The following is a 26,489-nucleotide window of genomic DNA, read 5'->3' on the forward strand; positions in this document are numbered from 1 at the left end:
ATTTGGCTTAAGGTTTAATCTAATAGCTGGTTTGTACAACTATGAACTTCGTCTGCCCAAAACCGAATCTGTTTAACTGACTTTTGCAAGAGGTCTAGTGGACTGGTAGCCGCTTATGATTGGGGATATCTCGCAGGAGTTGCCATTCACACAGCTTTCGGCTTGCTATTACTTGGTATCGGCATCTTAGTTTTAGCACTAAACAGCCGTTGGAGTCGGAAGCGTCCCCGTTGGTTTCCCCTACTACCTGGTTTGGGAATCTTTTTATTCAATCTATTTCTCTGGCAAGCTACAATCACTTGGGAACAAGTGAATTTGTTAATGCCAGTACAATCATTTGCTACTTGCTATTCACTTCTGTCTCCCATTAGAAAAGTCGAAAGCGTAAATGGCATATTCTTTGCTTTATGCACAACTCTAGCCGTTCAATTGGCTGAGACTGCTCACCGATATGCAACGAAGTTAAAGCAGAGCAATCACCAACTTCAGCATCAGATAGGCAGAAGCAGCGTTGAAACAAGCTCACGATGAGTTAGAAATTTGGGTGAGGGAACGTACGGCCAAACTGTACCAAACAAAACACCGACTTCGTAGCTTGATTGAGCAAGCACCGTTTATCATTCAGCGTTTTGCCCCAGATGGGTCTTTACTGCATACCAATCCAATTTGGGAGCAAATTTGGGGAACAACACGAGACACCCTAGAAGATTATAACTTGTTGCAAGATCCGCAAGTAAAAATGCTGGGGCAGCTTTCAATGATTCAAAAGGCGTTTGTTGGAGAATCTGTAGCTTTGCCACCTGTTTTCTACAATCCTGCTGTCAGTGGACGGCAAGGCCGTGCTCTTTGGATTGAGTTATTCCTCTACCCGATCAAAGATGCAACTGGCAATGTGCAAGAAGTCGTAGGAATTGCGAACAATATTACAGAGCGTAAGCAGGCAGAAGTAGCAGCACAGCTCTCTCAGGAGCGCTTCCGTCGCGCTATTCTTGATGCCCCAGTGCCCATCATGCTCCATGCAGAAGATGGAGAAGTGATGCAAATTAACCGGACTTGGAGCGAACTGACAGGGTATTCTCTCGAAGAAATTCCGACGACCACCGCTTGGACTGAAAAGGCTTATGGTAAAAAACAAGAACTCGTCAGAGCAGATATTGAACGGTTATATAAACTGAATCAACGCATCGCTGAAGGTGAATATACCATTACCACTCGCAGTGGTAAAACCTGTGTTTGGGTATTCAACTCTGCACCATTGGGGCGATCGCCTGATGGTAGACGTGTAGTAATTAGTACCGCCTTGGACGTGACCGAGCGCCAGCTGGCACAAGAAAGCCTGCGTGAGAGCGAGCAACGCTTGAGTATGGCAATTGAAGGGGCTGGGATGGCGACGTGGGATGTTGATCTATTGACTAAAAGAGCGCTGTGGTCGGCGCAACATTTTAAACTCTTCGGTTATGAGCCAGTATTAAATGGTGAGGCGACACTAGAAATGTGGCGTAGTTGTGTTCACCCAGATGACTTAGAGCAGGTGATGCAAGCACTAGAGCGTGCTCAACATGAGCGCTTGCTATATACTTCGGAGCATCGAATTATACGGGTAGACAACGAACAGATCATCTGGGTAGCAGCATTTGGTCAGTTTCTCTATAACGAGACGGGTCAGGCTGTGCGCTGTGTTGGTATTCTTTTTGATATTAGCGATGTCTACGACGAGCTTCGCTTACGCAAACAGGCAGAAGAAGCTTTACGACAGGCAAACGCCACTTTGGAAATCAAGGTAGCAGAACGAACTGCCGAACTCGCCCAATCTAATTTTTACTTACAGGAAAGTGAAGCACGCTATCGCCCTGTGGTCAGTGCAATGGCAGAAGGCATTATCTTACAAGACGCGAATGGAGTAATCCAAACTAGTAACGCCAATGCAGAGCGGATTCTCAGTTTATCCCTAGACCAAATGATGGGACGAACTTCTCTTGACCCCCGATGGCGAGCGATTCATGAAGATGGTTCACCGTTTCCCGGTGAGCAACACCCAGCGATGGTAGCGTTACGAACCGGAAAACCCATTACTAATGTGATTATGGGAGTTCACAAGTCAGATGGTAACTTAACCTGGATTTCAATTAATTCTCAACCCCTGTTTCCAATTGACGGCTCTGTTGCTTGTGCAGTTGTTACCTCATTTGCCGATATCACCGATCGCAAACGAGCAGAAGAACAAGTCCAGCTTTTGCAAACCTTGGCACTTGCTATTGGCGAAGCGGAGGATTTTAATACTGCTTTGACAAGTATCTTGCAAACAATCTGTGAAACCAAAGGCTGGAACTATGGCGAAGCTTGGGTTCCTGATCTGAATGCAGCCATTTTGCATTGTAGCCCAGCTTGGTATGGCGATCGCAGCTCACCAGAACTCGATCAATTCCGAAAAGTGAGTGAGAGATTTACCTTTGGAATCGGGTTAGGGCTACCAGGAAGGGTATGGGCATCTAAGCAACTAGAGTGGTGTGAGGATGTATCAAAATCAGAAACAATTTTTTTACGTCACGAAATTGCTTTGGCATCTGGCATCAAAGCAGGCTTAGGCATTCCCTTGATTGCCAATGACCAACTGCTAGCAGTTCTCGTCTTTTTTAAGTTTGAATCCTGGCAAGATGATCCGTATTTAATTCCAAGTATTACAGCGATCGCAGCGCAATTAAGTTCCGTGCTGCAACGCAAACGAGCCGAAGAAGCCCTTTTTCAAGAAAAAGAGTTAGCCCAAGTGACATTGCGATCGATTGGGGATGCAGTAATCACTATGGATGTGCTGGGTCAGGTACAATATCTCAATCCCATTGCCGAAACACTAACGGGCTGGAATCAAGCAGAAGCACAAGGATTGCCCATAAAAGAAGTTTTTCGGATTGTTAACGAAACCACTCGTGAGCCAGTCGCAAATCCAGTTGAACGAGCTTTACACGAAGGTTGTATAGTCGGTCTTGCCAACTATACCATCCTGATTGCTCGCAATGGGAATGAGTTTGCTATTGATGATTCTGCCGCCCCAATTCGTGCTAGTGACAGTCAGGTGATTGGGGCAGTTATGGTATTTCATGATGTGTCTCACACTCGCAGCCTATCTCGTCAACTTACCTGGCAAGCCAGCCACGATGCTTTAACTGGACTGGTAAATCGTCACGAGTTTGAATATCACATAGAGCAGGCGATGAATCAAGCCAAGATGCATAATCAACAGCATGCTCTTTGCTATCTTGACTTAGACCAGTTCAAAATCGTCAACGATACCTGTGGTCATTTTGCCGGCGATGAACTCTTGCGTCAAGTGACAGCATTGTTTCAAAGCCAAGTTCGTAAGACGGATACTTTAGCTCGTTTGGGTGGGGATGAATTTGGCTTACTGCTCAATCAATGCCCACTAGAGCAAGCACAACGAATTGCTAATACTCTGCGCGAGAAGGTTCAAGAGTTCCGATTTGTCTGGCAGGACAAACTTTTTACAATTGGAGTCAGTATAGGATTAGTGATCATTGACGCATACAGTCAAACCATCGCTAACGTCTTAAGTCTTGCAGATGCCGCTTGCTATGTAGCCAAAAATCGCGGACGGAATCGGGTACATGTCTATCAAGCTGACGATCTCGATTTAGCAAAGCAACAGGGAGAAATGCAATGGGTGACGCGCCTGGCTCATGCTCTAGAAGAAAATCGGTTTCGTCTCTATTACCAACCAATTGTTCCTGTTTCACAGACTGAGTTGAATGGGGAACATTATGAGGTACTACTGCGCTTGCTAGATGAAACTGGCAAAGTCGTGTCACCGATGGCGTTTATTCCAGCGGCGGAACGTTACAATCTCATGCATCTAATTGATCGCTGGGTAATTCGCACTCTGTTTGCCACTCAAGGAGAGCACTACCGAAAAACCTGGAGTTATTGTCAAGCAGCAGATAATTGCCAAAGTTATCTTTATGCCATCAATCTATCGGGTGCGAGCATCAATGATGATCAATTTATTGAATTTCTGTATGAGCAATTTGCTTTGCACCAAATCCCACCCCAAACGATCTGCTTTGAGATTACTGAAACTGTTGCCATTACTAATTTAAGTAAAGCTTCTCAATTCATCGGGGAATTAAGAAATATTGGCTGTCGTTTTGCTTTAGATGATTTCGGCAGTGGGATGTCCTCGTTTGCCTATCTTAAAAACCTGCCTGTAGATTTTTTGAAAATCGATGGCAGCTTCATTAAACATATTTTGGACAATCCTATTGATCCGGCAGTGGTTGAAGCGATTAATCAAGTTGGACAAGCGATCGGGATTCAAACCATTGCAGAATTTGTAGAAAATGATGCCATCTTAGAAAAAATCAAAGCGCTTGGGGTGAATTATGCTCAAGGTTATGGCATTGCGGAACCCTGTCCCTTTGACTTAGTTGTTTATTAAAAAGCGTAGATAAATAGCTCACACTGTTATCCAGGCTTATGATCTAAACGGATTGCTTGCTCTAGCGCCGCCTTTTCTCTAGCTCTCTTGGCATAGGGCTGCAACTGGCTACGATCGCAAGCAGTTAAAATACTCAAGTTTTCTAAGCTAATACCTCGCATTAACATTTCTACACACCAGGTTTGTTGTGCTTGGGCGATCGCTGGTGGTTGTCCTTGAGGAGTTAACAATCCCTCAGTCCATGTTTGCCAATGTACCTGAAGCTCTGATTCTGAGATTGGTTGACCAGATCCGTTAAGAAACATGGCAGGTTGACTATCTTTACGGCTTTTCAACCATTTGGTTAAAGGATTATTGGTGTAGGAACCATAGCGGTTGCCTAAAATCCACTGATTCACGGGTACTTGGCGGACAAATCCTGGAGTTGTGATTTGCAAAAAATGCCCTTGAGGATCATAAATTTGGTGCGATCGCTGTAAATTGACTATTTCTGTTACAGATAATCCAGCACCAAACAACACATAAGCTAGCGCATAATCTTGTACTCCCGACTTCCTGGCTTGTCGGAGAATTTCGTGGACTAAACCAGCAGGTAAATCAGCCACTTCCCTAGTAATAAAGCTTCCTGACAAGGAATCTGTTGCTGATTCCGCTGAGAATGACATCGCGCCATGTAAAAATAACTCGACTAAATTCTCTAGAAAATCATCTCGGTCTTCCCAAAGTTCATGAAATTCACTGGTAAATTCAATTACCGCATATCCCAAAATCATCCCATTCAGTAAACTAGCTAATTTTTCTGCGGGTAAATAGGTATTTAGGTGTCCTTGCTGGATTACAGTAGCTAAATACTGGGCTACATAGCGGTTTGCTTCTGTGACTCCTCTTCCTAAAGCGCGGCGATTTTCTGCCGGAAATTGGTCGGCTTCACCCACCACAGACCGGACAAACTCTGGTACTCGTTCTAATGCATGTAAGCTATCGCTTGCATAATCTTTTAGAGCTTGGTAAACATTCCCCGGAGGAGTTGCCCGCCGTACCAGTGACTCGCCCAAATTCTTGAAGGCTGCGGATTCTTCTAGTACAGCTAAAAGCAATCCATGCTTATTGCCAAAATTACGGAATAGTGTCACTTCATTAACTTCGGCTTTTTCCGCAATTTGGCGAGTTGTGGTAGAACTTACTCCCTGAGCCGTAAACAACTCAAGTGCAGCTTCAATCAGACGTTGACGAGTTGAAAGGGGTTGAGACGCCATAAAGAGAATGCAAGTGCCACTTGCATAAAAATGGAAGAATTGGTAGCATAACAGATGTAAGTGATACTTGCTTTGCTTCACTGTAACAAACTAATATACAGAGCAGGTAAATCCCTGTAGGGTTGCACCCAGAAAAAAGCAAATCGCTTGATCATCCATAAACAGGAATTGTTATGACCGCAAATTTTACGGCGATCGCCCCTGAGAGAGGAAATTCCCCTCGACTCAGATGGGTAAATGTGGTGTTTTTTACTGCATTTCATGCCTTAGCTCTCTTGGCTCCTTGGTTTTTCTCCTGGCCAGCATTAGGTTTGCTGCTGTTTCTCCATTGGTTGTTTGGGAGCATCGGCATTTGCCTGGGATATCATCGATTACTTAGCCATCGAAGTTTCCAGGTTCCCAAGTGGTTAGAGTATGCGATCGCCACCATTGGAGCTGTTGCTCTCCAAGGAGGGCCAATTTTTTGGGTTGGTGGACACCGCCAGCATCACGCTCACACCGAAGATATTGACCTAGACCCCTACTCTGCTCAGCGAGGCTTTTGGTGGAGCCACATGCTGTGGATTTTCTACCCTCGTCCAGAGTTTTTTGACTATGAAACTTATCAAAAATATGCGCCTGACCTAGCCAGACAACCTTTCTATCGCTGGCTAGATCGCTACTTCCTACTCCTGCAAATTCCCTTCGGCTTACTACTATATGCCTTGGGAGGATGGTCTTTTGTAATTTACGGCATTTTTGTCAGATCAGTCTTGCTGTGGCACTCCACATGGTTTGTGAATTCTGCATCACACCTGTGGGGTTATCGCACCTTTGATGCTGATGATGGCGCTCGTAATCTTTGGTGGGTATCCCTGATGACCTATGGAGAAGGATGGCACAACAACCATCATACTTACCCCCACATGGCCAAATCTGGATTGTTATGGTGGGAAATTGATATGACTTGGTGGAGCATCAAAATCTTGAAGACTTTGGGTTTAGCCAAAAAGGTTGTGTCACATCCGCCTCAAGCCGCAGGGCAAAAATAAATTGCCACTAAACCATCATAAATTTTCTATGCCGACGGCATGATCAGCAGTCGGCTTAGTAATTTGTAACGCAATGGTGTATTATGACAAACCCTTTTAGCCTCCGTCAGAAGATTCTGCTAGCTATCATCACATTCAACTTGATTTCTACTTGGCTACACTACATAGACAATGCACTATTTTTAAGTCAATATCCTGGCCCAGAGTGGTTTACTTCTATTGGAGTAATTAGTGTTGTGATTGTGATGACTCCAATAGGCCTGCTGGGATACTGGTTATATACAAAAGGTATGTTTTGGTTAGCATACCTTTCCTTGGGGCTGTACTCCATCACCAGTATCTCCAGTCCGGGGCATTATCTGTTTCCGATGCTTGCTCCGATGTCTTTGAAAATGCATGGTCTGATATGGCTAGATGGAGTTACGGGACTTTTACTTATAAGTTTTTTACTCTGGTCTAGTGTTGGATTAAAAGAGTGGCGTAGTACGTCTAATTACCATCTAAATTTGTGATACTACAACAGCCTCCCGCTATTATATTCGTAGGCAAACATCCCTGCTAACTTATGAATTACTAAGATATTATTACAATCGAACCTGGCAAACGCAGTGGTAAACCTTGCATTCGAGGAATACGAATTACTGTGTATGATATTTTGGAATACCTTGCAGGTGGCATGACGGAAGCGGAGATTCTAGAAGACTTTTCTGAACTTACTGCTCAAGATATCAAAGCTTGTCTCGCTTTTGCCGCAGATTACAACCTTACCTTTACTTAAGCTGGGAGAGTATAACGTTGGGCGATCGCTTCTTTAATTGCTGCACGACTTTCATCAGCTGAAATATGAGAACGCTGCTCAATTTTCTCGGCTTCCTCTGCTAAAGATTCATCCTTAATTGCTTCTTTGAACCAACGCGAATAATCTCCCTGTTGTAAATGATATAACCAAGTTTCGTCATCTACACCCTCTGCCATTTGAGTGAACAAAATCAGATTTTGAGCGCGGAGATTTAACTTTCCTTGTGCTCCTCGGAAGTAAAAACTCTTGTCTTCTCCAAGTTCACCTTCTGCATATTTGCGGATATGACGACGGCGTTCAGTATGCCCAGGAGTAATGCGAAAACGGAATGGTTCTGTTGTTTCTCTAAACCAAACTAGTGCTTCTCCGGCTTCTAAGCTTTGGGGTGAAAGTTGCGGCGGACAATCACCTAAAGTTTCGCAGAATGTTTTGATGTTTGCTTCTGGCGAATTACCTACGGTAAGTATAGTATCTATCAATGACAAGCCTGCTGATGCAATTTGATCGGGATGAACTGTAATTAGCATCAAGCCCTTGAGTTGTTGAGGTAATGTTAGTGCGGCGGGATTCCAAGATGAAGGTATGAGGTGGTGTGCTTCATCTACGACTATCCAGTGAGGACGACCAGTCCGCGATCGCAATTCTAGCAAAGCAGGTAAAATTTTCGCAAAAAAGCCAGGACGATCCTCGACAGCAATACCCAACAAGTTAATTACAACATTTTCATGGGGTTGCTCAAGTAAATCCAGAATTTCTGTCAACCTTGGTGAACGTGTAGCATCACCTAAAATAACGCCATTTTCAAAGTTTTCATAGTCGCCCTCTGGGTCAATGATGCAAAATTGGTAGTCTTGCTCGGCGATGCGCTCTAGCACGGCTGTAGCGAGAGTAGATTTTCCACCCCCAGAAGTCCCAGCTAGTAAGATGCTGGTGGCATAAGGTTGAATATTTACTTCAGAGCCGTCTTCTTTCGTACCCAACAAGATATTATGTCTTTGCAACTGCTCATCGAGTTCAGACAAATCTGAAGCGATCAGTTTGTCAATCAGTTCAATGACGCCATCCCCTCGCTTACCATCAGTGACAAAATCTACACGCTCTTTGAGCATTGGCAAGGCATTAGCAACCGCTACAGAAAACTCACATAGGCTGAGAAAGGCGTGGTCATTTTCTGCATCCCCAACCCCGACAACATTGTGCGCTGATAACTTCATCTCATCCAACGCAGCTGCTAATCCCACCGCTTTGTTGATACCTGAAGGTAGTACCATAACCGCACCTTTATTAAAGATGACTTGCAGTTCTAATCCTAAGTCGCGGATGGTTTGGAGAACTGTTGTTTCTTGGGGATGCCAAGTGGCGACGATAACTCGTCCTACTGATAGGGGGTCAACTTGGCGATCGCGCAATGCTTTGATAAACTCTTCTGGTGGTTGCTCGCCTAATAATTTTTCTTGACGGGAAGCTGGTGAATACAATAAAGCGCCGTTTTCCGCCACCACATAATCAAACAAATCGATTTGCTCAAAAACTTGCAGCAAATCATCTAGCTGTCTACCTGTTACCAAGATAAGTTTGCGACCAGAGGCCCGCAGATGTTTTAGTGCAGTTAAAGTTTCGTCATGCACACGACCATCTGTAGCTAGTGTGCCATCGTAGTCTGTAGCTAATACAAAGTAACGCATGAGGCAGTAGAAAACTTGGATAAATTTGCTCTTTTATTAGAATTACTTGCCCTAACAGCTTTATTTATCCAGCTTGAGAGAGAAAACTTTACAGGAAGGTAATACTATAGCCGTAGTTGTTAACCTGACTTCAGTACGTCCATCCGATTACTTTCTAGCAATGAATATGATTGTTGAGTGTTGCTTTGAATGCTAATTTGGGAAACTATATTCTAATTATCGATACTCCAATATTAGCCAATGCCATACATTGTTTCTGCCAGCGAAATTCGTGCTATTGTTGCTAAATATACCACAGCTAAAACCCTGTGGATAGATACAGAAGTCGCTGATTATAAAAGTCGTAATCCTAGACTGTCGCTAATTCAGGTATTAGACGATCCTCAAGATATGAGTGGCGATCGCGTTTACCTTTTCGATGTCCTAGATAAACCTGATGTTATAGCTGAGTTTATTCAGGAAATCATGATAAATTCTGCCATTGAAAAAGTCTTTCACAATGCCAGTTATGATCTTAAACTTCTCGGCAATAAGAAAGCGAAAAATATCACTTGCACTTTGGATATAGCAAAAAAAATTCCCTACTATTTATTGCCATTACCAAACTATCAACTCAAAACCTTAGCTACAACACTTTGTAACTTTAACAATATCGACAAACAAGAACAAGTAAGCGATTGGGGAAAGCGACCCCTGACTGAAGAACAAATAGATTATGCTTATCTAGACTGTATTTATCTTGCTCAGGTACACTTAAATTTATTAAAATTACAAGCTCAAACTAGCCCTAATCCCGCAACTGAAGACCTCACAATACTTGGTGCAAGATACATGCAACTTGAGGAGCAGTGGAAGCTGTTAAATTCAGAATTTGAGAATTTGCAAGAGCGAATTAAGAAAGCTATGCAGGCTCAGAATGTACCGGAAACTTCTTATTGCAAACTGACTAGTTACGATCGCACTACAGTAAAAGTTACGTTTACAGAATTGGCAAGGCTAGCACAAACTCAAGGCCTTAATTTAGATTTTCCCATTACATTAACTCAAAAGCTCCAAAAAGATTTAGGGCAAAATTTAGAACAACTATCTGTAGATATTGATAAAACTACTGCTTGGCGACTAACTCCCAAAACCCAAGAAAGTGATATTGAGGATTGAAAAGTTAGATCCCCGACTTTTTTGAGAAATTAGGAATCTGGACAGCTAAGGATTTAAAATATTCTTTTAAGAAAGTATTATAGATAACATATTAAATACTGGCAAGGTTCATAATAAACCTACTCTCAGAAAGCAGTAAGATAACAACAGGAAAGATTAAGATGAAAATTTTTATACTTAAAATTTTTAAATTTATCCTACCGATAACCTTTAAATAAATCTTGTAAAGATTATGTGAGCTTGTTAATTGATTTTATACATCTACCCAAAGTTAGAATAATTTCTAAAATTAACAATTAACGAGATTTTGGTACTAATTTCGTCCAGGTATCATGGTGGTGTGTAGCAACTTATGAGATGGCGCTTATTTCAGCAAAAGCGAATAAGAGTAAGCAGAGCATTTACCATAGCTGTTTTTGCCACATTGAGCGCGATTACAGGCGTTTCTTGTAGTAACAACAAAGATGTATTGGTGACAGAAATAGGAGTTACTTCTCCTAGCCCTCGCCCAGCTAAAACATCTAAAGCTGGGGAATTCTACATTCAAGGACAGAATCAACATCTCAAGGGCGACTCGCAAAGTGCGATCGCTTCCTACAACCAAGCGATTAGTCTCAATCCCCAATACGGAGAGGCTTACAAGAGTCGGGGACTAGCCTACTTTGATCTGGGAGACAAAAAAAGAGCGATCGCAGATTATGACCAAGCACTTAGTATCAATCCCAACGACGCTGAAGCCTACAATAACCGAGGAAATGCGCGTGCTTCCCTAGGAGACAACAAAGCAGCGATTGAGGATTACAACGAAGCGATTCGCCTGGCTCCCAACTATGCCGAAGCCTACAATAATCGAGGAAATGCTCGCGCCGCCCAAAAAGACCAAAGAGGGGCGCTAAATGATTATGATCAAGCGATTCGCCTCGACCAGAAATATGTTATCGCCTACAATAATCGAGGAAATGCCCGCGCTGCCAATGGAGATCCACAGGGAGCGATCGCAGATTACAATCAAGCCATTCGCCTCAATCCCAACTTTGCCCCTGCCTATAATAACCGGGGAAATGCCCGCGCCGCCAACGGAGACAAACCTGGTGCGCTCAAAGACTTACAACAAGCCGCAGCCATCTTTAAAAAACAAGGTAACAACGACTTATACCAACAAGTGATGAATAACATCCAAGAGCTTCAGTAGTGGAAACGCCGAGAAACAAAGAGTTATTCCCTTTGCGTTCCTCAGCGCTTCCCTCAGCGTTCCTTTGCGTTAGCCATAGATGTATTATTCAATACCAGGACTACGAAGATCTTCCACCAGCGCTTGAATTTCTGCTGGAGGAGGTGGCGTTAGCCGAGAAACCACTAAGGTAACTACAAAGTTAATTAGCATACCTAAAGTCCCAATTCCTTCAGGAGAAACGCCAAAAAACCAGGGTTGCATACCCCCAAACTTGACGCCGACAATGTAGATAATTGTAAAAATTAAACCTGCCAACATGCCGGCAATCGCCCCTTCAGAATTGGTGCGCTTATCGAAAATTCCCAAGAAAATCACCGGGAAGAAGCTAGCAGCAGCTAAACCAAAGGCAAAAGCCACCACCTCACTCACAAATCCCGGCGGATTTACCCCAAAGTACCCCGCCAGAACGAGGGACAGCCCAACCATGATGCGCCCAACAAACACCCGTTTTTGTTCTGAAGCTGTTGAATCTAATATGCGGTAGTAGATATCGTGGGCGACAGAACTAGAAATTACCAACAACAAACCCGATGCTGTAGACAAAGCAGCTGCTAACCCACCAGCCGCTACCAAGCCAACCACCCAAGGAGCAAGTTTAGCCACCTCTGGGGTGGAAAGCACAATAATATCTCGGTCAATCGTAATTTCGTTGGTGTCTTTATTTGGGGTTAATTGGAGACGCCCATCTTTATTTTTATCCTCGAATGCCAGCAGTCCAGTTTTTTCCCATTTGGTCGCCCAGTCTAGCTGCTGCACTTCTGCGATCGTATGATTGTGCAGAGAATCGATCAGGTTATAGCGGGCAAACATGGAGAGGGCTGGAGCAGTTGTATAAAGAATGGCAATAAATAACAGCGCCCAACCCGCAGAGAAGCGAGCTGCACGCACACTTGGTACCGTATAAAATCTGACGATGATATGAGGCAAGCCAGCAGTACCTACCATCAGAGCAATGGTAGTGAACAGCACATCTATCATCGACTTGTTTACAAATGGCTGAGTATACTCTTTAAACCCCAAGTCAAGCTGGATTTGATTTAGCTTGTCAGCAACATCACTAAAGGTAAATGCTAGTTGGGGGACAGGATTACCTGTGAGTAACCAGGCGATCGCAATAGCCGGAATCAAGTAAGCAAAAATTAACACACAGTACTGTGCTACTTGCGTCCAGGTGATGCCTTTCATACCCCCCAACACAGAGAAAAAGCCTACAATCACCATACCGATGATTACACCTGTATTGATGTCTACTTGGAGGAAGCGGCTGAAAACAATGCCCACACCCCGCATTTGTCCAGCAACGTAGGTGAGAGAGACGAAAATAGCTGCAACTACCGCCACCAAGCGAGCGATGTTTGAGTAGTAGCGATCGCCTACAAAATCTGGCACTGTATACTTACCAAATTTCCGTAAGTAGGGAGCCAGCAATAACGCTAGCAGTACATAGCCGCCAGTCCAGCCCATCAAATAAATAGAACCGTCGTAGCCCAAAAAAGAAATTAGCCCCGCCATAGAAATAAAAGAAGCCGCGGACATCCAATCTGCGGCGGTGGCTGCACCATTAGCAATTGAGGGTATTCCCTGACCCGCTATAAAGAAGTCTTTACTATTTTCAACTCGTGATTGCCAACCAATATAAATGTAGGCTAGGAAAGAAAGACCAACTAGCACAATAGTCCAAATTTCAACTGACACGGTTTTTCCTCACTTCTTGAGATTATACTTGCGGTCTAGCTTGTCCATTTGGAAGGCATAAATGAAAATCAATGCCACAAATACTAGAATTGATCCTTGTTGCGCCATCCAAAAGCCAAACGGTACGCCAAAAAAACGTACCGCATTCAATGGTTGAACCAACAAAATACTGAAAACTAGGGAAACCAGTACCCAGACAATTAAAAGATTACGAATTAAAGCAGTATTAGCACGCCAATAAGAGCGGCGCTGATGTTCGTCCATTGTTGTTCATCGTCGTAAGTGCATCAAAATAATACCAAGAAGCCGATATTATACTGTTTAATATGTGTTACTTTTTTTATTATTTACTAAATAGTATTTCTTGTTTAAGTAATAAAATTAACTAAGTAAGGAAAAAATTATCAAAGCGATCGCGCAGTTAAAGCAACTTTACCCAGTTTGTCCCACCTTTTGCATTTTCGACAGTAAAGCTTCGCGCTGGTGGCAAGCGATCGCATTTATAAAATTGTGTTGTCGTTGCGGAATTTCTCGCAAATGGATGAAGCTATATTGAAAGCAATGGATCTGCATATAAGTACAAAATTGCTAAGAAGACCTCAGCAATTTTGCATTTATGCCTGACTTTTTAAGTCTTATTACCCTACACTAACAGCAATCTTTTTGCTGTAATATTCAGTCTTTGCATACACGCTGATAATACTATCACCCACTACAAAAAATATCCCCTTTTTCTCATCTTTAGAAAACTGTAAATTAGGGTATTTGGCAGCCAATTCCTCAGCATTCATGGCTTTGACTGCTATTTCATCCGGCAACAATCCAGTAGAGCCAATGTAGAATACCAAAGGACAAATTTTATCCCGGTAAATTTTATCTGCATATTGCTCTAGCTTAGTATTCGCCGTTGTTAAGGCTGCAATCATTTCCTCTTTGCTAATCTGCTTATCAGCTTGTTTATCTTGCAATAATTGCGCCAAACTCTCAGCACCAACTTTCACGAGAATATCTGCAACAATCCCATTCTTTTCAAGTCCCAGAAAGTCATCAAAAATTCGTTTCATGAACTCATCGACTTTAGTTAACTTGATGCGGGATGATAGTAGCTTGTGCCTAAAGGCAAGATTTTGATTGAACGCTACATGAAAACTCGGCTTAGCGAAAATCTCCCCAGTTTCTTGGTCATAAACTCTATACATCTTGTTTAAAAACTTGTTGGCAGAATGCAACTTGCTGAGGTTGAGAATATCTTGACTACCGATGTCGATTTTATAACTTACTCGTGAATCAAGAGTGCCATTAGCAAGAGCTTCTGTGATGTCAGTGTATTCGTTGGTTGTAGGGAAGTTGATGTAAACGTTATTAGAAACATAGTGATTTTTTAACTCATCCAATTGTGCTGGTACAAATACATCTGACTCTCCTTTTAAGTGAGCAGAAATAATACTAGAAAGTACTTTAATTTCTGCTAGTTGATTGAAAAAACCATCAATATTGCTGTAATGTCTATCAAAAGGGACAAGCGGCAAGTTATCTAGCTTGATGGTATATTCAACACGGAAGTCGAATTTGTCTGCATCTAAGATACCTTTTTCCTTGAGTAAATAAAAAGCTCTTTTACTACTAATTTTGACTTGTAAGGACTTAACGTTGATTTTCCCGTCACTTACAATCGTGTAATTATTAAAGGTATTTAGGTCATTTACTAGCAAACCTGCAACCTCAAGAATGGGGGTTTGGTCTTCAATTTTGGCAAGTTTGACTTGACGTTTAACAAGCATATTGATAGTGGCAGTGTTACGATTAAACTCAAACTCACCCATGCCAACATATTCGGCATTATCTATATGTTCTGTTCGCAGCCAAGGCTGGATGAGTTCCCCGTTTTCATCTCTAACACCTTTAACTCGCTTAATACTTGTTCTCTGATAATGTTCTTGTAGGTGTTTAATATTGACGATAATATTGTTGCGATATTCTGCAAAAATTTCGATAAGTTCTAGCAGAGATATTTGATTATTTGTCATATTGCCACCCTCCAGATAAAGGTCAAGCTAAATATCTTTAATAGTACAATTGTACCATAGGTAATAGTTGCGATCGCTAGCAAATTATTAATAAATTGTGAAATTAAACTTTTTAATCACCGTTTTATCCAGATCAATCTCAGTAATATCAAAAACTACTGTTGAAATTAAATACGGAATAAATTAGCGCTATCTTCACATACTGCGTTGTAAATTCGTGATTATTGCTGAGGCGATCGCTGATTTAAATCCATAAAAATAGTGACAGTTAGTGGCAAGTTTTGAATTAGATTTCCATTAATCATCATTAAAATTTGGTTTTCCCGATTAAGGATAAAAAATAATGAAAAAGAAATTATTGTTTACTGGTATTTTCATGGCAACCTGGTTAGGAACATTAATTCCTAGCGCTTTTGCTGCTTCACCATGCTCTGTGGGACAAAAAGCTGAGGTTCTTTGGAAGGGAAAATGGTATCCAGCAACGGTACTTAATGTTAATGATAACAAGTGTTATATTACCTACGATGGTTATGATAGTTCCTGGAATGAATGGATTAAAACTGCACGTTTTAGAGCATCATTTAAAAGGGGAGATTCAGTAAGAATTTTGTGGAAGGGTAAATGGTATCAAGGGCGAGTTTTAGAAGTTAGGAACAATCTTTATAAAATTACTTATGATGGCTACGATAGCTCTTGGAATGAGTGGGTTGAACCTGCAAGGGTAAGCAGATAAGGAATATTTCACTTTTATAAGTTGAAGGGGACGATTTCACCTGTAGAAGTCGTCCCTTAAATTGTTTTATAATTTCTTCTACTATTGAATGATGGTGTTGTAAAGGCGTAGGCGTAGCCCGTCGGAGACATCGCTCGCCTAAATAATCTCTTTTGTCTTTTTTGTTGGATTTTATTAATACTCAAAAACCAACTTTAATCAACAGCAAACGCTACCCTAGAAATCAGTATCACTAAAGCTTTGAAGTTTCAACCATGATAGCCTCGCCCCAGCAAAACTACCTTACTCCTGAAGAGTACGTTCAAATAGAGGAACAAAACCCTGTCAAACATGAATACATCGACGGTTATATCTACGCAATGGCTGGAGCGCTTGACGCACATATCACCATTGCCGGAAACCTGTTTGCTCTCCTCCGTAATCATGCACGCGGCTCTGGATGTCGTGTTTACATCGCTGATATGAAAGCACGAATTGAATCTCTAAATCGCTTTTATTATCCCGATGTTATGGTTACTTGCGACCAACGAGACCAAGAAACGCCAGCTTATAAAAGATTTCCTCGTTTAATTGTTGAAGTTTTATCTAATTCAACTGAAGCCTTTGACAGGGGCGACAAATTCGCCGATTATCAGGTTTTGGAAAGTCTCCAGGAGTATGTACTAATTAATACAAAGCGTCAACGAGTTGAATGTTTTCGACGCAATGATCAAGGGCTATGGGTTTTACAATCCTACACATCGGAACATAAAACATTTCGACTGCACAGCGTGGATTTTGAGGAAACAATGCCAGCACTTTACGAAGATGTAGTTTTTGAATAATTATCACGCGAGCCGATTCATTAGGTGCGTTTTATTGGTGAGCGATCGCTCATGAAGTGTATGGGTATAATTATCGTTACGTCCTCATCTGGCTGAGCGCTGAGTACACTATTTTTTACTTTTACTACTGGTGGCAGGTTTACGATGACTTAATGAAATTAGATCGGTATGCGAAAAATCGCTAACAAAATATAAATTACAGGTTTTTCGTGTCAACTGATTCTGATAACTTAGTAAACTAAATAGCTGGTAATGCTTGCACAGCTTTTTGACCCGGCGGGGCATTGATGAAAGCAGCACAATTGATTGAATAAAAGTTATGGCGCTCATAGTTCAAAAATACGGTGGTACATCTGTCGGTTCAGTCGAACGTATTCAGGCTGTTGCACAGCGTGTTTACAAAACTGTTAAAGCAGGAAACTCGCTTGTAGTCGTGGTTTCCGCAATGGGCAAAACCACTGACGGACTTGTCAAACTAGCTAATGAAATTTCTACAAGTCCTAGCCGCCGAGAAATGGATATGCTGCTTTCTACTGGTGAGCAAGTAACTATTGCCTTAGTCAGCATGGCATTGCAGGAACTTGGACAGCCTGCAATTTCGATGACTGGTGCCCAGGTAGGAATTGTTACTGAAGCTGAACACACCCGCGCTCGAATTTTGCATATTGAAACTGATCGTCTTAGTCGGCATCTTAATGAGGGTAAAGTAGTTGTCGTAGCAGGATTTCAAGGTATATCCAGCAATGGAGAATTAGAAATTACGACTCTGGGGCGTGGCGGTTCTGACACTTCCGCGGTGGCTGTAGCAGCAGCAATACAGGCAAATTTTTGTGAAATTTATACAGATGTTCCAGGGATTTTAACTACAGACCCTCGCTTAGTTCCCGAAGCCCAGTTGATAGATGAAATCACCTGCAATGAAATGCTGGAACTGGCTAGCTTGGGGGCAAAAGTACTGCATCCTCGTGCCGTGGAAATTGCTCGTAACTATGGTGTTCCCTTAGTAGTTAGGTCTAGTTGGACAGATGACCCTGGTACTTGGGTAACATCGCTCAAACCCCAAGGGCGATCGCTAGTAAATTTAGAAATTGCCCGTCCAGTAGATAATGTAGAATTTGATACAGATCAAGCGAAAGTCTCTCTATTGCGCGTACCCGATAAACCAGGTGTAGCAGCAAGATTATTTGGCGAGATTTCCCGCCAAAAAGTGGATGTTGATTTGATTATTCAGTCAATTCATGAAGGTAATAGCAATGACATTGCTTTTACTGTCACAACACCAATATTAAAGCGAGCAGAAGCAGTAGCAGCAGCCATCGCCCCAGCACTGAGAAGTCAATCTAATCCCAAATCGGAAGAAGCCGAGGTAATGGTAGAGCATAATATCGCCAAAGTTAGTATCGCCGGCGCAGGTATGATTGGGCGTCCTGGTGTAGCTGCCAAGATGTTCGCCACCTTAGCAGAGGCAGGGGTGAACATCCAAATGATTTCTACTAGTGAAGTAAAAGTGAGTTGCGTAGTCCATGCTGCTGCGTGCGATCGCGCTGTCACCGCACTCCGTACAGCCTTTGAGATAGATGCTGGGGTGAGTCCACGCACAGATTCTCCTCTGCCCCTCCGCCCCTCCGCCCCTCTGCCCAGTCTTCCCCCCGTGCGTGGCGTCGCTCTAGATATGAACCAAGCGCGTATTGCGATTCGTCAATTGCCAGATCGTCCGGGGATGGCGGCGAAGCTTTTTGGACTGTTGGCACGACATAACATAAGCGTTGATATGATTATTCAATCTCAGCGCTGTCGGGTGATTGATGGTATTCCCCGGCGAGATATTGCCTTTACCGTTGCTCGCATGGATGGAGAAAACGCCAAAACAATGCTCACTCAAGTAGCCACAGAATTAGGATGGGGTGAAGTTGTTTTAGACAGTGCGATCGCCAAGGTGAGTATTGTGGGTGCAGGGATGGTGGGACAACCAGGTGTTGCCGCTAAAATGTTTGAAGCGCTAGCCCAAAACCGAATCAATATTCAAATGATCGCCACCTCAGAAATCAAAATTAGTTGCGTCGTAGCACAAGAGGAAGGTGTTAAGGCTTTGCAAGCCATACATGCTGCCTTTGGATTGGCTGGGAGCGAAAAATTTGTTATACCAGCCTAGACAAAGTAGTTTACTATTGCCTGCAATCAGTTCTTGCTTAGGAAGTTAGGAATTCTTTATGCTCTAACTTCCAATTCCTGGCTCTTGGCTCCTGATTTGTCTTCTGGAATGCCATTTTTCCATCATGGCGATGATTTCCGAAATCCGGCGATCGCCACACCAAACTAAATCAAGTTTTTTGAGATGTTCGATACTAATAACACCATCTAAACCAGCAATGCGATGATATTCTGTATCTTCCATTGCTGCTAATAAATGTTGAAAAATGATAGTCTCATCGAACTCAGGATCGGTTTGAGGATCGTTGAGGATTGCCATTGCTCTTTCTGGCGATAAGCTTTCGAGAGTGCTGACAATGAATAGTGTAGGGAAGTCCACACTCTGGAGTGCAGGATGACGCTTCACCAACCCAGCTAGCAGCACTCCCAGATAAGCTGCTGCTTGGGAATTACTTAGCATCTGTATCTGTCGAGTTGCAATTTCTGTCAAATTGGTAAAAAATGGACACCCCAATTGCTGTTCGATGGCGGCGACTGGACTTGGAACTGGGGAGGACTGCAATTGAGCCTCAAATGAGGATATGCGTTCCTCTGGCAATTGGCTGAGTAAGATTTGCTGAGCGCGATCACTTATAATTATCTCGCCATCTAATCCAAAGCTGAAGTCCTTGCCCGGTTCCAAGCCTTCACCAACTAAAATTCTAAAAATGTTACTTTGGGCTTTTCGGTGCATCTGTGCATATTGGGATTGTCCAAAAAAAGTTTGACAAAACCAACTGTGGCTATCAGAATCGCATTCGACCATTACTTCGTTAACGATCAAAGCAGTTAACTTTTCTGCTCCCAGAATCGTTTGCCACCGTGCAATTAAGCTATTTATAGCGGTTTTGTCGCGGCGACTTAATGCCTTAAGTAATTGTCGTTTCGCAGTAACGGTCTGATCTTTGTTTTCTCCAAATCCGTTGATTTTCAATCTTTTATGTGGGGTTCTGGATAATTCAAATTGCCCCTTTTGTACCTCATTTTGGGATCAAACGTCATGAGTGGGATTGCTGAAGAATATAGAGAAAATTATCTGTATATTTAACCCTCTCATAAACTTACCTCTTATTTGCTGCACATAGTTCACTCAAACCTGATAGAATAGTTGCCATTGAGTCTGTTATATTCCTTCAATATAGAAAAATAATTACCTAAAAATATGTGTAATTTAGCTAATTATTAATACTTGTAGTCTAGTGTAATGACCTTAAATTTTATGTTTGTATTTAATAAAACTCATTGATAATACTTACACTATAATCAAATAATTAAAAATAAAACTTATTAATATTGATGAATAGTCATCTGTTGGACGGACGTTACCGAATACTGACAGTTCTAAATACGGAGGAAGTAACACAAACCTATCTAGTTGAAGATACTAGCCTTCCTAACAGCAAATTCGTATTGAAGCAGCTACGTCCTCCCAGTAACAATCCTCAAACTTTAAAAATTCTGCGCCAGTTGTTTGCAAGTAAGGCAACAACCTTGCAACAACTAGGACAGGAACACAACCAAATCCAGAAGTTAGTTACTTATTTTGAAGAGAAGGAAGAATTCTATATTGTTCAAGAATACATACCTGGTAATCCTTTAACGGAGGAAGTTTTACAGGGTAAACCTCTAAGGGAAGACCAACTAATTAGTCTCTTATTAGAAATATTAGAAATTTTGGTGTTTGTACATGTTCGAGGAGTAATTCACCGGGACATTAAACCAGCAAATATTATTCGTAGACAGTCAGATAATAAGTTAGTTTTGGTTGACTTTGGTATTGTTAAGGAAGTTATCATTACTGGTATTGAAAATTCTGAATATGTGCCAGATGAACAATCTCATGGAAACCCAAAATATAACAGTGATATCTACGCTTTAGGTATAGTTGCGATCGCAGCAATTATGGGTTTACAAACAAACGAGATATCCAGTTTAAAAAATCAGAAAAATCAGCTAACTGGCGAAATTATCTGGCATAACAAAACCATAGAAGTTACCAAAAAATTAGAAAAAATTCTTAATAAGATGGTGCGCTTGAATTATCGCAAGCGTTACCAGTATGCGACCGAAGTTTTAGAAGATTTAAAACAGTTAACAAATCATGAATATGATCAACAAAAACAGAATCAGAAAAAACTCTGGTTAATGCTGTCAGGTATAGCTGGCTGCATCACACTTGGTATCGGAACTTGGTTTTTCCAGCCGCCAAAACCTATAAGTAATGCTCAAAAACTATACAAGCAAGGAGTAAGCAAATATGAAGGAGGGAAATTTCAAGAAGCAATAGAAGATTTCACTCAAGCTATTGAATTAGATTCGCAAAATGCGCTGGCTTACAACAGGCGAGGCGATGCTTTTTATCGATTGGGAGACTACCAAAAAGCTCAAGCAGACTCTAGCCAAGCGATTGTGCTCAATCCTCAAGATGCTAATGCATATTATGATAGAGGATTTTCTCTTTATGAATTAGGTAAGTATAAAGAAGCGATCGCTGATTATACTCAAGCAATAAAACTTGATGTTAAAAACCCATTTTTTTATTATGGGCGGGGTCTTACCTGGATAAAACTAAAAGATAATAAAAAAGCAATTGGGGATTTTAGTAAAGCGATCGCTGTTAAACCTGACTATACCGAAGCCTACTTACAGCGGGGAATTCTTCGTCGTCGCCTCAAACTTAGACAAGCAGCAATTCAGGATTTTGATGCAGTGATTGGGATTAATCCTAATGATGCCAAAGCCTATTATCAACGAGGTTTAACTCAAGTTGCTAATCAACAAAAAGATGCTGCAATTAAAGATTACACGAACGCAATTAATATCAATCCCAAATATATAGAAGCCTATCTTAATCGTGGTGATATTTATAGTGACCAAGGAGAACAGCTAGAAGCGACCGAAGATTATAACAAAATTTTACAAATTAATCGTAAATTTATAGCAGCTTACATCCATAGAGGTCTACACCGCTTTTCTTTTGGAGATTACAAAGGAGCAATTGAAGATTATAACCAAGCTCTTGAGCTAAATTCTAAAGACGCTGCGGCTTACAACAATCGTGGTAACGCCTATTTGGAAATGGGAAATAAAAAAGCAGCTAATGAAGATTATTCTCAGGCGATCGCTATTAATTCTAACTATGATTTAGCATACTACAATCGGGGAATAGTTCGCGCTAGGGTGGGGAATAAAAAAGGCGCGATCAAAGATTTTCAGAAAGCAGCCAAACTGTTTCAAAGAAAAGGAGAAAAAGATAGTTATAAAGATGCACAGAAGGAAATTGCAAATCTGCAAAATTCAGCACCTCTTAAAACTACTCGTGCTATATCTGGGAAAAGAGAAAAAAATTAAATTATAATTTACAGATTGATTTGAATACTTGCAGCAACTCGATTGAAGATTCAGAGCGAGTTATATCTAGTTTTGGCAATCAGGATCACCAACTACCCAGACAACTAAATCATGTTTTTGTCGTTTGAGTTGAACCTGATAAAGAGGGGCAACATTTTCATCCAGTAGATATTTGAGAGTCATTTTCCTGTGCTTTTGTCATTGCATCCTGATAAAATTCGCTGCTGAATTATCCTCACCTCCTCTTTGCGTCCTTGGCACGCTAGTCGCCTCAACGGAGGGAACCTTGGCACGGCGATGGTGGCTTGATAATCCTGAATTCTCCTCTCTACCCTCTTGCGAATCTGTAATTAATTGATACACTTGTTCTTCATTAGCCCAGTTAACCAGCGCCTATGGTTCATATCAAGCGCGTGGAACTTACCAACTTCAAATCCTTCGGCGGTACTACCTCTGTCCCTTTACTGCCGGGGTGTACTGTCATATCTGGGCCAAATGGTTCTGGTAAATCTAATATTCTCGATGCACTGCTGTTTTGCCTGGGACTCTCTAGTTCTAAGGGAATGCGGGCCGATCGCCTGCCGGATTTGGTAAATAATACCCAAACGTCTAAGGGGCGGGCTTCTATTGAGGCTAGCGTTACGGTGACGTTTGATTTGTCGGGGGAGGATTTATCACGCAGAGGCGCGGAGGCGCAGAGTCAGGAGGAAGCAGAGGAGGTAGATGAAGATGGGGAGAATTCCCAACACCCAATGCCCAATGCCCAGTCCCCAACAGAATGGAGTGTAACTAGAAGGCTGCGAGTCACTCACCAGGGGACTTATACGTCGAATTACTATATCAACGGTGTAGGCTGCACGCTGACGGAGTTGCATGAGGAATTAAGTAACTTACGGGTTTATCCTGAAGGTTATAACGTCGTGCTGCAAGGGGATGTGACTAGCATTATTTCGATGAATGCTAAGGAAAGACGGGAAATCATTGATGAATTGGCTGGTGTGGCGGCGTTTGATCGCAAGATTCATCAAGCTAAAGCAACTTTGGATGAGGTGAAGGAGAAGGAAGATAGCTGTCGGATTATTGAGACAGAATTAACTGTACAGCGCGATCGCCTCTCCCAAGACCGTGCTAAAGCGGAAAAATATCAAAAACTTCGTACGGAATTTCTCCAGAAACAATCCTGGGAAGCGGTTTTATCATGGCGTTCTCTGCAAGCACAACAAGAAAAGTTAGTTACGCAACTTCAAAGTGGTGATCGCAATTCTGCTGAACTCACTACCCAACTCACAAATCTCAATTCTGAAATTGCCCAAAAAACCGCGGAACTGGAACAACTCAATGCTCATGTGAAAGCATTGGGAGAAGATGAACTTTTGGCGGTGCAAGCGACTCTCGCTACCCAAGAGGCGGAACGTAAACAACTCCAGCGCCAGCAAACGGAATTAGAAACGGCTTTGCAAGAAACCGCCAAGCGTCTGGCTCAACAAGCGCAAGAAATTCAACAACACCAAAATTCTCTTGAACAAGCCGCACAACAACAAATTGTAGAGACGTTACACGTAACATCTCTACAGCAGCAAAGGGATGAGGCACAACAAGCGCTACAAAATTCCCGCGAAGCAGCAGCGGAAATTGCCTCGGCTTCGGAAGCTTGGGTGCAGCAACAGACGGCATTAAACCGTCAAATTGAAACTTTGCTGCAAACTTTGGAACCGCAACGCACAGAACAAGCACAACTCAGGGAACGCAATAACCAATTACAGCAACTTATCCAAGAGCAAACTCAGCTAATCGAACGCGACGAACCCCAATTAGCAGAAAAACAAGCCGAGTGCAGTCGAGTTGAAACAGAATTTAATGCTTCTAGTGAACCCATCCAAAATTTAGCCCAAAATCTCGCAGCTACAGAACAAGAGTTGCAAATTCAACAGGAAACCCAAAAGCGGCTCTTGCAAGAGCAACGGGAAAAACAGCGGCAGTTGGATAAAATAGAGGCGCAAGCGCAAGCACAGCAAGAAGTACAAGGTACTCAAGCTAGTAAAGTCATTCTGCAATCAGGAATGCCTGGACTTTGTGGCTTAGTTGTGCAGTTAGGACGGGTGGAACCACGCTATCAACTAGCTTTAGAAATTGCTGCTGGTGGACGCTTAGGACATATTGTGGTGGAAGATGATGGGATTGCCGCAGCGGGTATTGAACTGCTCAAACAAAAACGTGCTGGGAGAGCAACTTTCTTACCACTGAATAAAATTCATGCTCAGAAATTTACTCAAGATGCAACGCTACGTTTTGCGAACGGTTTTGTTAACTATGCTGTAAATTTAATTGATTGCGATCGCCGCTATAAAGACGTATTCAGCTATATTTTTGGCAACACGGTGGTATTCGCTAACCTTGAGGCGGCGCGGAAAAACTTAGGACTATATCGCATCGTCACCTTAGACGGGGAATTGTTGGAAACTAGTGGCGCAATGACTGGTGGTAGCAATACCCAGCGTTCGTCGTTGCGGTTTGGTAATGCGGAAGCAGCGGAATCTGACGAAGCAATTGCTTTGAGAAATCGCTTAGTAGACATTGAGCGAATTTTAGAGCGTTGTACTGAAGCGATCGCTACTTTGTCAGCCAAGACAAAACGACTAGCACAAGAGGTAACAGAAGCACGCCAGGCGCGGCGAGAACAGCAATTGCAATTGGAGCAGTTGCAGAAAGATATTAAGAGTTTGACGGCGCAATTAGCAGGGACGCGATCGCAACTCGCCCAAAACAGCGAAAAATTCACGGTTGCTCAATCCCGTTTAGAAGTTTTAGATCGGGAATTACCAGGACAAGAAAGTCAGTTGCAGCAATTGCGACAGGTGTTAGCAGAGTTGGAATCTTCCCAAACGCCTAGTGAATGGCAACAAATCCAAGCAACTATTAAAGAACAAGAGCAACAATTACAACAGCGAGAGGCAGCATTACGGGAAGCCGAGCAAAGATTAAAAAATTTGGAAAATCAGCAGCAACGGCTGCAAGAGAGAATCCAAGAAGCAGAACAACGGATTACCCAATATCATCACGAGCAAGAAACCCAACAAAATCAAATAACTTCACTCAGCACTTCATTCTCAGCACTCAGCACTCAAATAGCTGAAACACGCGCCACGCTGAGCCTTATGGAACAGAATTTAGGAGAAGAGAAACGAAAACGCGACGCCACAGAACAACAAGTGCGATCGCATCTTTTGCGTCAACAACAATTGGAATGGGAACTAGAAAAACTCCAAGAAACTCAAGAGAAGCGCCGGGAAGAACTAGTTGCTTTGCAAAGTCAGTTGCGGGATGTCGCAGCAGAATTGCCTAATCCTTTACCGGAAGTTCCAAATCAGGTAGATTTGGAAGAATTGCAAAAAGAATTGCGATCGCTTTCCAAACGTTTGCAAGCAATGGAACCCGTAAATATGCTGGCTTTGGAAGAATACGAACGCACCCAAAACCGTCTCCAAGAACTTACGCAAAAATTGCAGACATTAGAAGGAGAAAGGACTGAGCTACTTTTGCGGATTGAAAACTTTACTACATTGCGACAACTTGCTTTTAAAGAAGCGTTCGATGCTGTCAATGAAAACTTTCAATCAATTTTCGCCACCCTTTCCGATGGTGATGGCTACTTGCAACTCGAAGATCCCGAAGATCCGTTTAGCAGCGGCTTGAATTTAGTCGCCCACCCCAAAGGCAAACCTGTACAGCGCTTAGCTTCCATGTCTGGGGGAGAAAAATCACTCACAGCCTTGAGCTTTATCTTTGCCCTCCAACGCTACCGCCCATCGCCGTTTTACGCCTTTGACGAGGTTGATATGTTTCTGGATGGAGCAAACGTAGAACGATTAGCTAGAATGATTAAACAACAGGCACAACAGGCACAATTTATAGTTGTGAGTTTGCGTCGTCCGATGATAGAATCAGCCGAACGCACAATTGGCGTTACTCAAGCACGAGGAGCTTACACCCAAGTTTTGGGTATTAAGTTACAATCCTCCAATACATCTGCTTGAGTTTTTGTTAATAATAGTGTATAGA

Annotated in this window: 19 protein-coding genes; 12 read left to right on the top strand and 7 right to left on the bottom strand. The window is 42.4% G+C overall.

Translation table 11 applies throughout. The features are described 5' to 3' along the window. The first annotated feature begins 162 nt into the window (after window positions 1–162). Together HCR01_RS31190 and HCR01_RS31195 are read left to right on the top strand one after the other, a co-directional pair. Window positions 163–531 carry a hypothetical protein gene (locus HCR01_RS31190; RefSeq protein ID WP_193199878.1) on the top strand — a complete coding sequence of 123 codons (369 nt, stop codon included), beginning with the start codon at window positions 163–165 and terminating at the stop codon, window positions 529–531. Next, a complete protein-coding gene (locus HCR01_RS31195) occupies window positions 512–4,447 on the top strand; it encodes an EAL domain-containing protein (protein ID WP_193199879.1) in 3,936 nt (1,311 codons plus the stop codon). The genes HCR01_RS31190 and HCR01_RS31195 overlap by 20 nt, the downstream gene beginning before the upstream one ends. 26 nt (window positions 4,448–4,473) lie before the next feature. On the opposite strand, the gene HCR01_RS31200 is transcribed toward HCR01_RS31195, so the two are convergent. After that, window positions 4,474–5,703, bottom strand: a complete 1,230-nt coding sequence (locus tag HCR01_RS31200; protein ID WP_193199880.1) for a TetR family transcriptional regulator — start codon at window positions 5,701–5,703, stop codon at window positions 4,474–4,476. A 173-nt stretch (window positions 5,704–5,876) separates the two neighbouring features. On the opposite strand from HCR01_RS31200, the gene HCR01_RS31205 reads away from it, so the two are divergent. From HCR01_RS31205 to HCR01_RS31215, 3 genes are all read left to right on the top strand, one after another. After that, a complete protein-coding gene (locus HCR01_RS31205; protein WP_193199881.1) occupies window positions 5,877–6,734 on the top strand; it encodes an acyl-CoA desaturase in 858 nt (285 codons plus the stop codon). An 83-nt stretch (window positions 6,735–6,817) separates the two neighbouring features. Beyond that, window positions 6,818–7,246, top strand: a complete 429-nt coding sequence (locus HCR01_RS31210; RefSeq protein WP_193199882.1) for a hypothetical protein — start codon at window positions 6,818–6,820, stop codon at window positions 7,244–7,246. 68 nt (window positions 7,247–7,314) lie between these two features. After that, window positions 7,315–7,512 (top strand): DUF433 domain-containing protein, encoded by a 198-nt coding sequence (locus HCR01_RS31215; RefSeq protein WP_320073222.1) that lies wholly within the window; start codon window positions 7,315–7,317, stop codon window positions 7,510–7,512. Here the strand turns inward: HCR01_RS31215 and HCR01_RS31220 are convergent. Beyond that, complete coding sequence (locus HCR01_RS31220) at window positions 7,509–9,218, bottom strand: HAD-IIB family hydrolase (protein WP_193199883.1); 1,710 nt, start codon at window positions 9,216–9,218, stop codon at window positions 7,509–7,511. The genes HCR01_RS31215 and HCR01_RS31220 overlap by 4 nt on opposite strands. A gap of 240 nt (window positions 9,219–9,458) precedes the next feature. Between HCR01_RS31220 and HCR01_RS31225 the strand changes: the two genes are divergently transcribed. After that, window positions 9,459–10,376: a ribonuclease D gene (locus HCR01_RS31225; protein WP_193199884.1), complete on the top strand. Its 918-nt coding sequence runs from the start codon at window positions 9,459–9,461 to the stop codon at window positions 10,374–10,376. A 352-nt stretch (window positions 10,377–10,728) separates the two neighbouring features. Continuing rightward, window positions 10,729–11,568: a tetratricopeptide repeat protein gene (locus HCR01_RS31230; RefSeq protein ID WP_193199885.1), complete on the top strand. Its 840-nt coding sequence runs from the start codon at window positions 10,729–10,731 to the stop codon at window positions 11,566–11,568. An 84-nt stretch (window positions 11,569–11,652) separates the two neighbouring features. Here the strand turns inward: HCR01_RS31230 and HCR01_RS31235 are convergent, their stop codons facing one another. The 4 genes from HCR01_RS31235 to HCR01_RS31250 all read right to left on the bottom strand — a co-directional run bounded on the left by HCR01_RS31235 (window position 11,653) and on the right by HCR01_RS31250 (window position 15,332). Then, window positions 11,653–13,305, bottom strand: a complete 1,653-nt coding sequence (locus HCR01_RS31235; RefSeq protein WP_193199886.1) for a sodium:solute symporter family protein — start codon at window positions 13,303–13,305, stop codon at window positions 11,653–11,655. A gap of 9 nt (window positions 13,306–13,314) precedes the next feature. After that, the gene (locus HCR01_RS31240; RefSeq protein WP_193199887.1) at window positions 13,315–13,569 is read right to left on the bottom strand and encodes a DUF4212 domain-containing protein; all 255 of its coding nucleotides are present in this window, start codon (window positions 13,567–13,569) and stop codon (window positions 13,315–13,317) included. 168 nt (window positions 13,570–13,737) lie between these two features. Then, window positions 13,738–13,878, bottom strand: coding sequence for a hypothetical protein (locus HCR01_RS31245; RefSeq protein WP_193199888.1), 141 nt, complete (start codon window positions 13,876–13,878; stop codon window positions 13,738–13,740). 65 nt (window positions 13,879–13,943) lie between these two features. Continuing rightward, complete coding sequence (locus HCR01_RS31250; RefSeq protein ID WP_193199889.1) at window positions 13,944–15,332, bottom strand: hypothetical protein; 1,389 nt, start codon at window positions 15,330–15,332, stop codon at window positions 13,944–13,946. Window positions 15,333–15,675: 343 nt separating this feature from the next. Between HCR01_RS31250 and HCR01_RS31255 the strand changes: the two genes are divergently transcribed. The 3 genes from HCR01_RS31255 to HCR01_RS31265 all read left to right on the top strand — a co-directional run bounded on the left by HCR01_RS31255 (window position 15,676) and on the right by HCR01_RS31265 (window position 19,041). Continuing rightward, complete coding sequence (locus tag HCR01_RS31255) at window positions 15,676–16,065, top strand: agenet domain-containing protein (protein WP_193199890.1); 390 nt, start codon at window positions 15,676–15,678, stop codon at window positions 16,063–16,065. A 254-nt stretch (window positions 16,066–16,319) separates the two neighbouring features. Beyond that, the gene (locus HCR01_RS31260; RefSeq protein ID WP_193199891.1) at window positions 16,320–16,889 is read left to right on the top strand and encodes a Uma2 family endonuclease; all 570 of its coding nucleotides are present in this window, start codon (window positions 16,320–16,322) and stop codon (window positions 16,887–16,889) included. A 319-nt stretch (window positions 16,890–17,208) separates the two neighbouring features. Then, window positions 17,209–19,041, top strand: a complete 1,833-nt coding sequence (locus HCR01_RS31265) for an aspartate kinase (RefSeq protein WP_193199892.1) — start codon at window positions 17,209–17,211, stop codon at window positions 19,039–19,041. Between the two features lie 63 nt (window positions 19,042–19,104). On the opposite strand, the gene HCR01_RS31270 is transcribed toward HCR01_RS31265, so the two are convergent. Next, window positions 19,105–20,013: a hypothetical protein gene (locus HCR01_RS31270; RefSeq protein ID WP_193199893.1), complete on the bottom strand. Its 909-nt coding sequence runs from the start codon at window positions 20,011–20,013 to the stop codon at window positions 19,105–19,107. A 362-nt stretch (window positions 20,014–20,375) separates the two neighbouring features. Between HCR01_RS31270 and HCR01_RS31275 the strand changes: the two genes are divergently transcribed. Both HCR01_RS31275 and smc read left to right on the top strand, forming a co-directional pair. Then, complete coding sequence (locus tag HCR01_RS31275) at window positions 20,376–22,430, top strand: tetratricopeptide repeat protein (RefSeq protein WP_193199894.1); 2,055 nt, start codon at window positions 20,376–20,378, stop codon at window positions 22,428–22,430. A gap of 395 nt (window positions 22,431–22,825) precedes the next feature. After that, window positions 22,826–26,464: a chromosome segregation protein SMC gene (gene smc, locus HCR01_RS31280; protein WP_193199895.1), complete on the top strand. Its 3,639-nt coding sequence runs from the start codon at window positions 22,826–22,828 to the stop codon at window positions 26,462–26,464. The last annotated feature ends 25 nt before the right edge of the window (window positions 26,465–26,489 follow it).

The sequence above is a fragment of the Nostoc sp. MG11 genome, assembly GCF_014904695.1.
Lineage (GTDB): Bacteria > Cyanobacteriota > Cyanobacteriia > Cyanobacteriales > Nostocaceae > Komarekiella.

Excerpts from the sequence above, each read along its gene's own strand:
- HCR01_RS31200 (WP_193199880.1), bottom strand. The coding sequence starts at position 5,703 with ATGGCGTCTCAACCCCTTTCAACTCGTCAACGTCTGATTGAAGCTGCA.
- HCR01_RS31205 (WP_193199881.1), top strand. The coding sequence starts at position 5,877 with ATGACCGCAAATTTTACGGCGATCGCCCCTGAGAGAGGAAATTCCCCT.
- HCR01_RS31210 (WP_193199882.1), top strand. The coding sequence starts at position 6,818 with ATGACAAACCCTTTTAGCCTCCGTCAGAAGATTCTGCTAGCTATCATC.
- HCR01_RS31220 (WP_193199883.1), bottom strand. The coding sequence starts at position 9,218 with ATGCGTTACTTTGTATTAGCTACAGACTACGATGGCACACTAGCTACA.
- HCR01_RS31225 (WP_193199884.1), top strand. The coding sequence starts at position 9,459 with ATGCCATACATTGTTTCTGCCAGCGAAATTCGTGCTATTGTTGCTAAA.
- HCR01_RS31230 (WP_193199885.1), top strand. The coding sequence starts at position 10,729 with ATGAGATGGCGCTTATTTCAGCAAAAGCGAATAAGAGTAAGCAGAGCA.
- HCR01_RS31240 (WP_193199887.1), bottom strand. The coding sequence starts at position 13,569 with ATGGACGAACATCAGCGCCGCTCTTATTGGCGTGCTAATACTGCTTTA.
- HCR01_RS31245 (WP_193199888.1), bottom strand. The coding sequence starts at position 13,878 with ATGCAGATCCATTGCTTTCAATATAGCTTCATCCATTTGCGAGAAATT.
- HCR01_RS31250 (WP_193199889.1), bottom strand. The coding sequence starts at position 15,332 with ATGACAAATAATCAAATATCTCTGCTAGAACTTATCGAAATTTTTGCA.
- HCR01_RS31255 (WP_193199890.1), top strand. The coding sequence starts at position 15,676 with ATGAAAAAGAAATTATTGTTTACTGGTATTTTCATGGCAACCTGGTTA.
- HCR01_RS31260 (WP_193199891.1), top strand. The coding sequence starts at position 16,320 with ATGATAGCCTCGCCCCAGCAAAACTACCTTACTCCTGAAGAGTACGTT.
- HCR01_RS31265 (WP_193199892.1), top strand. The coding sequence starts at position 17,209 with ATGGCGCTCATAGTTCAAAAATACGGTGGTACATCTGTCGGTTCAGTC.
- HCR01_RS31275 (WP_193199894.1), top strand. The coding sequence starts at position 20,376 with ATGAATAGTCATCTGTTGGACGGACGTTACCGAATACTGACAGTTCTA.
- smc (WP_193199895.1), top strand. The coding sequence starts at position 22,826 with ATGGTTCATATCAAGCGCGTGGAACTTACCAACTTCAAATCCTTCGGC.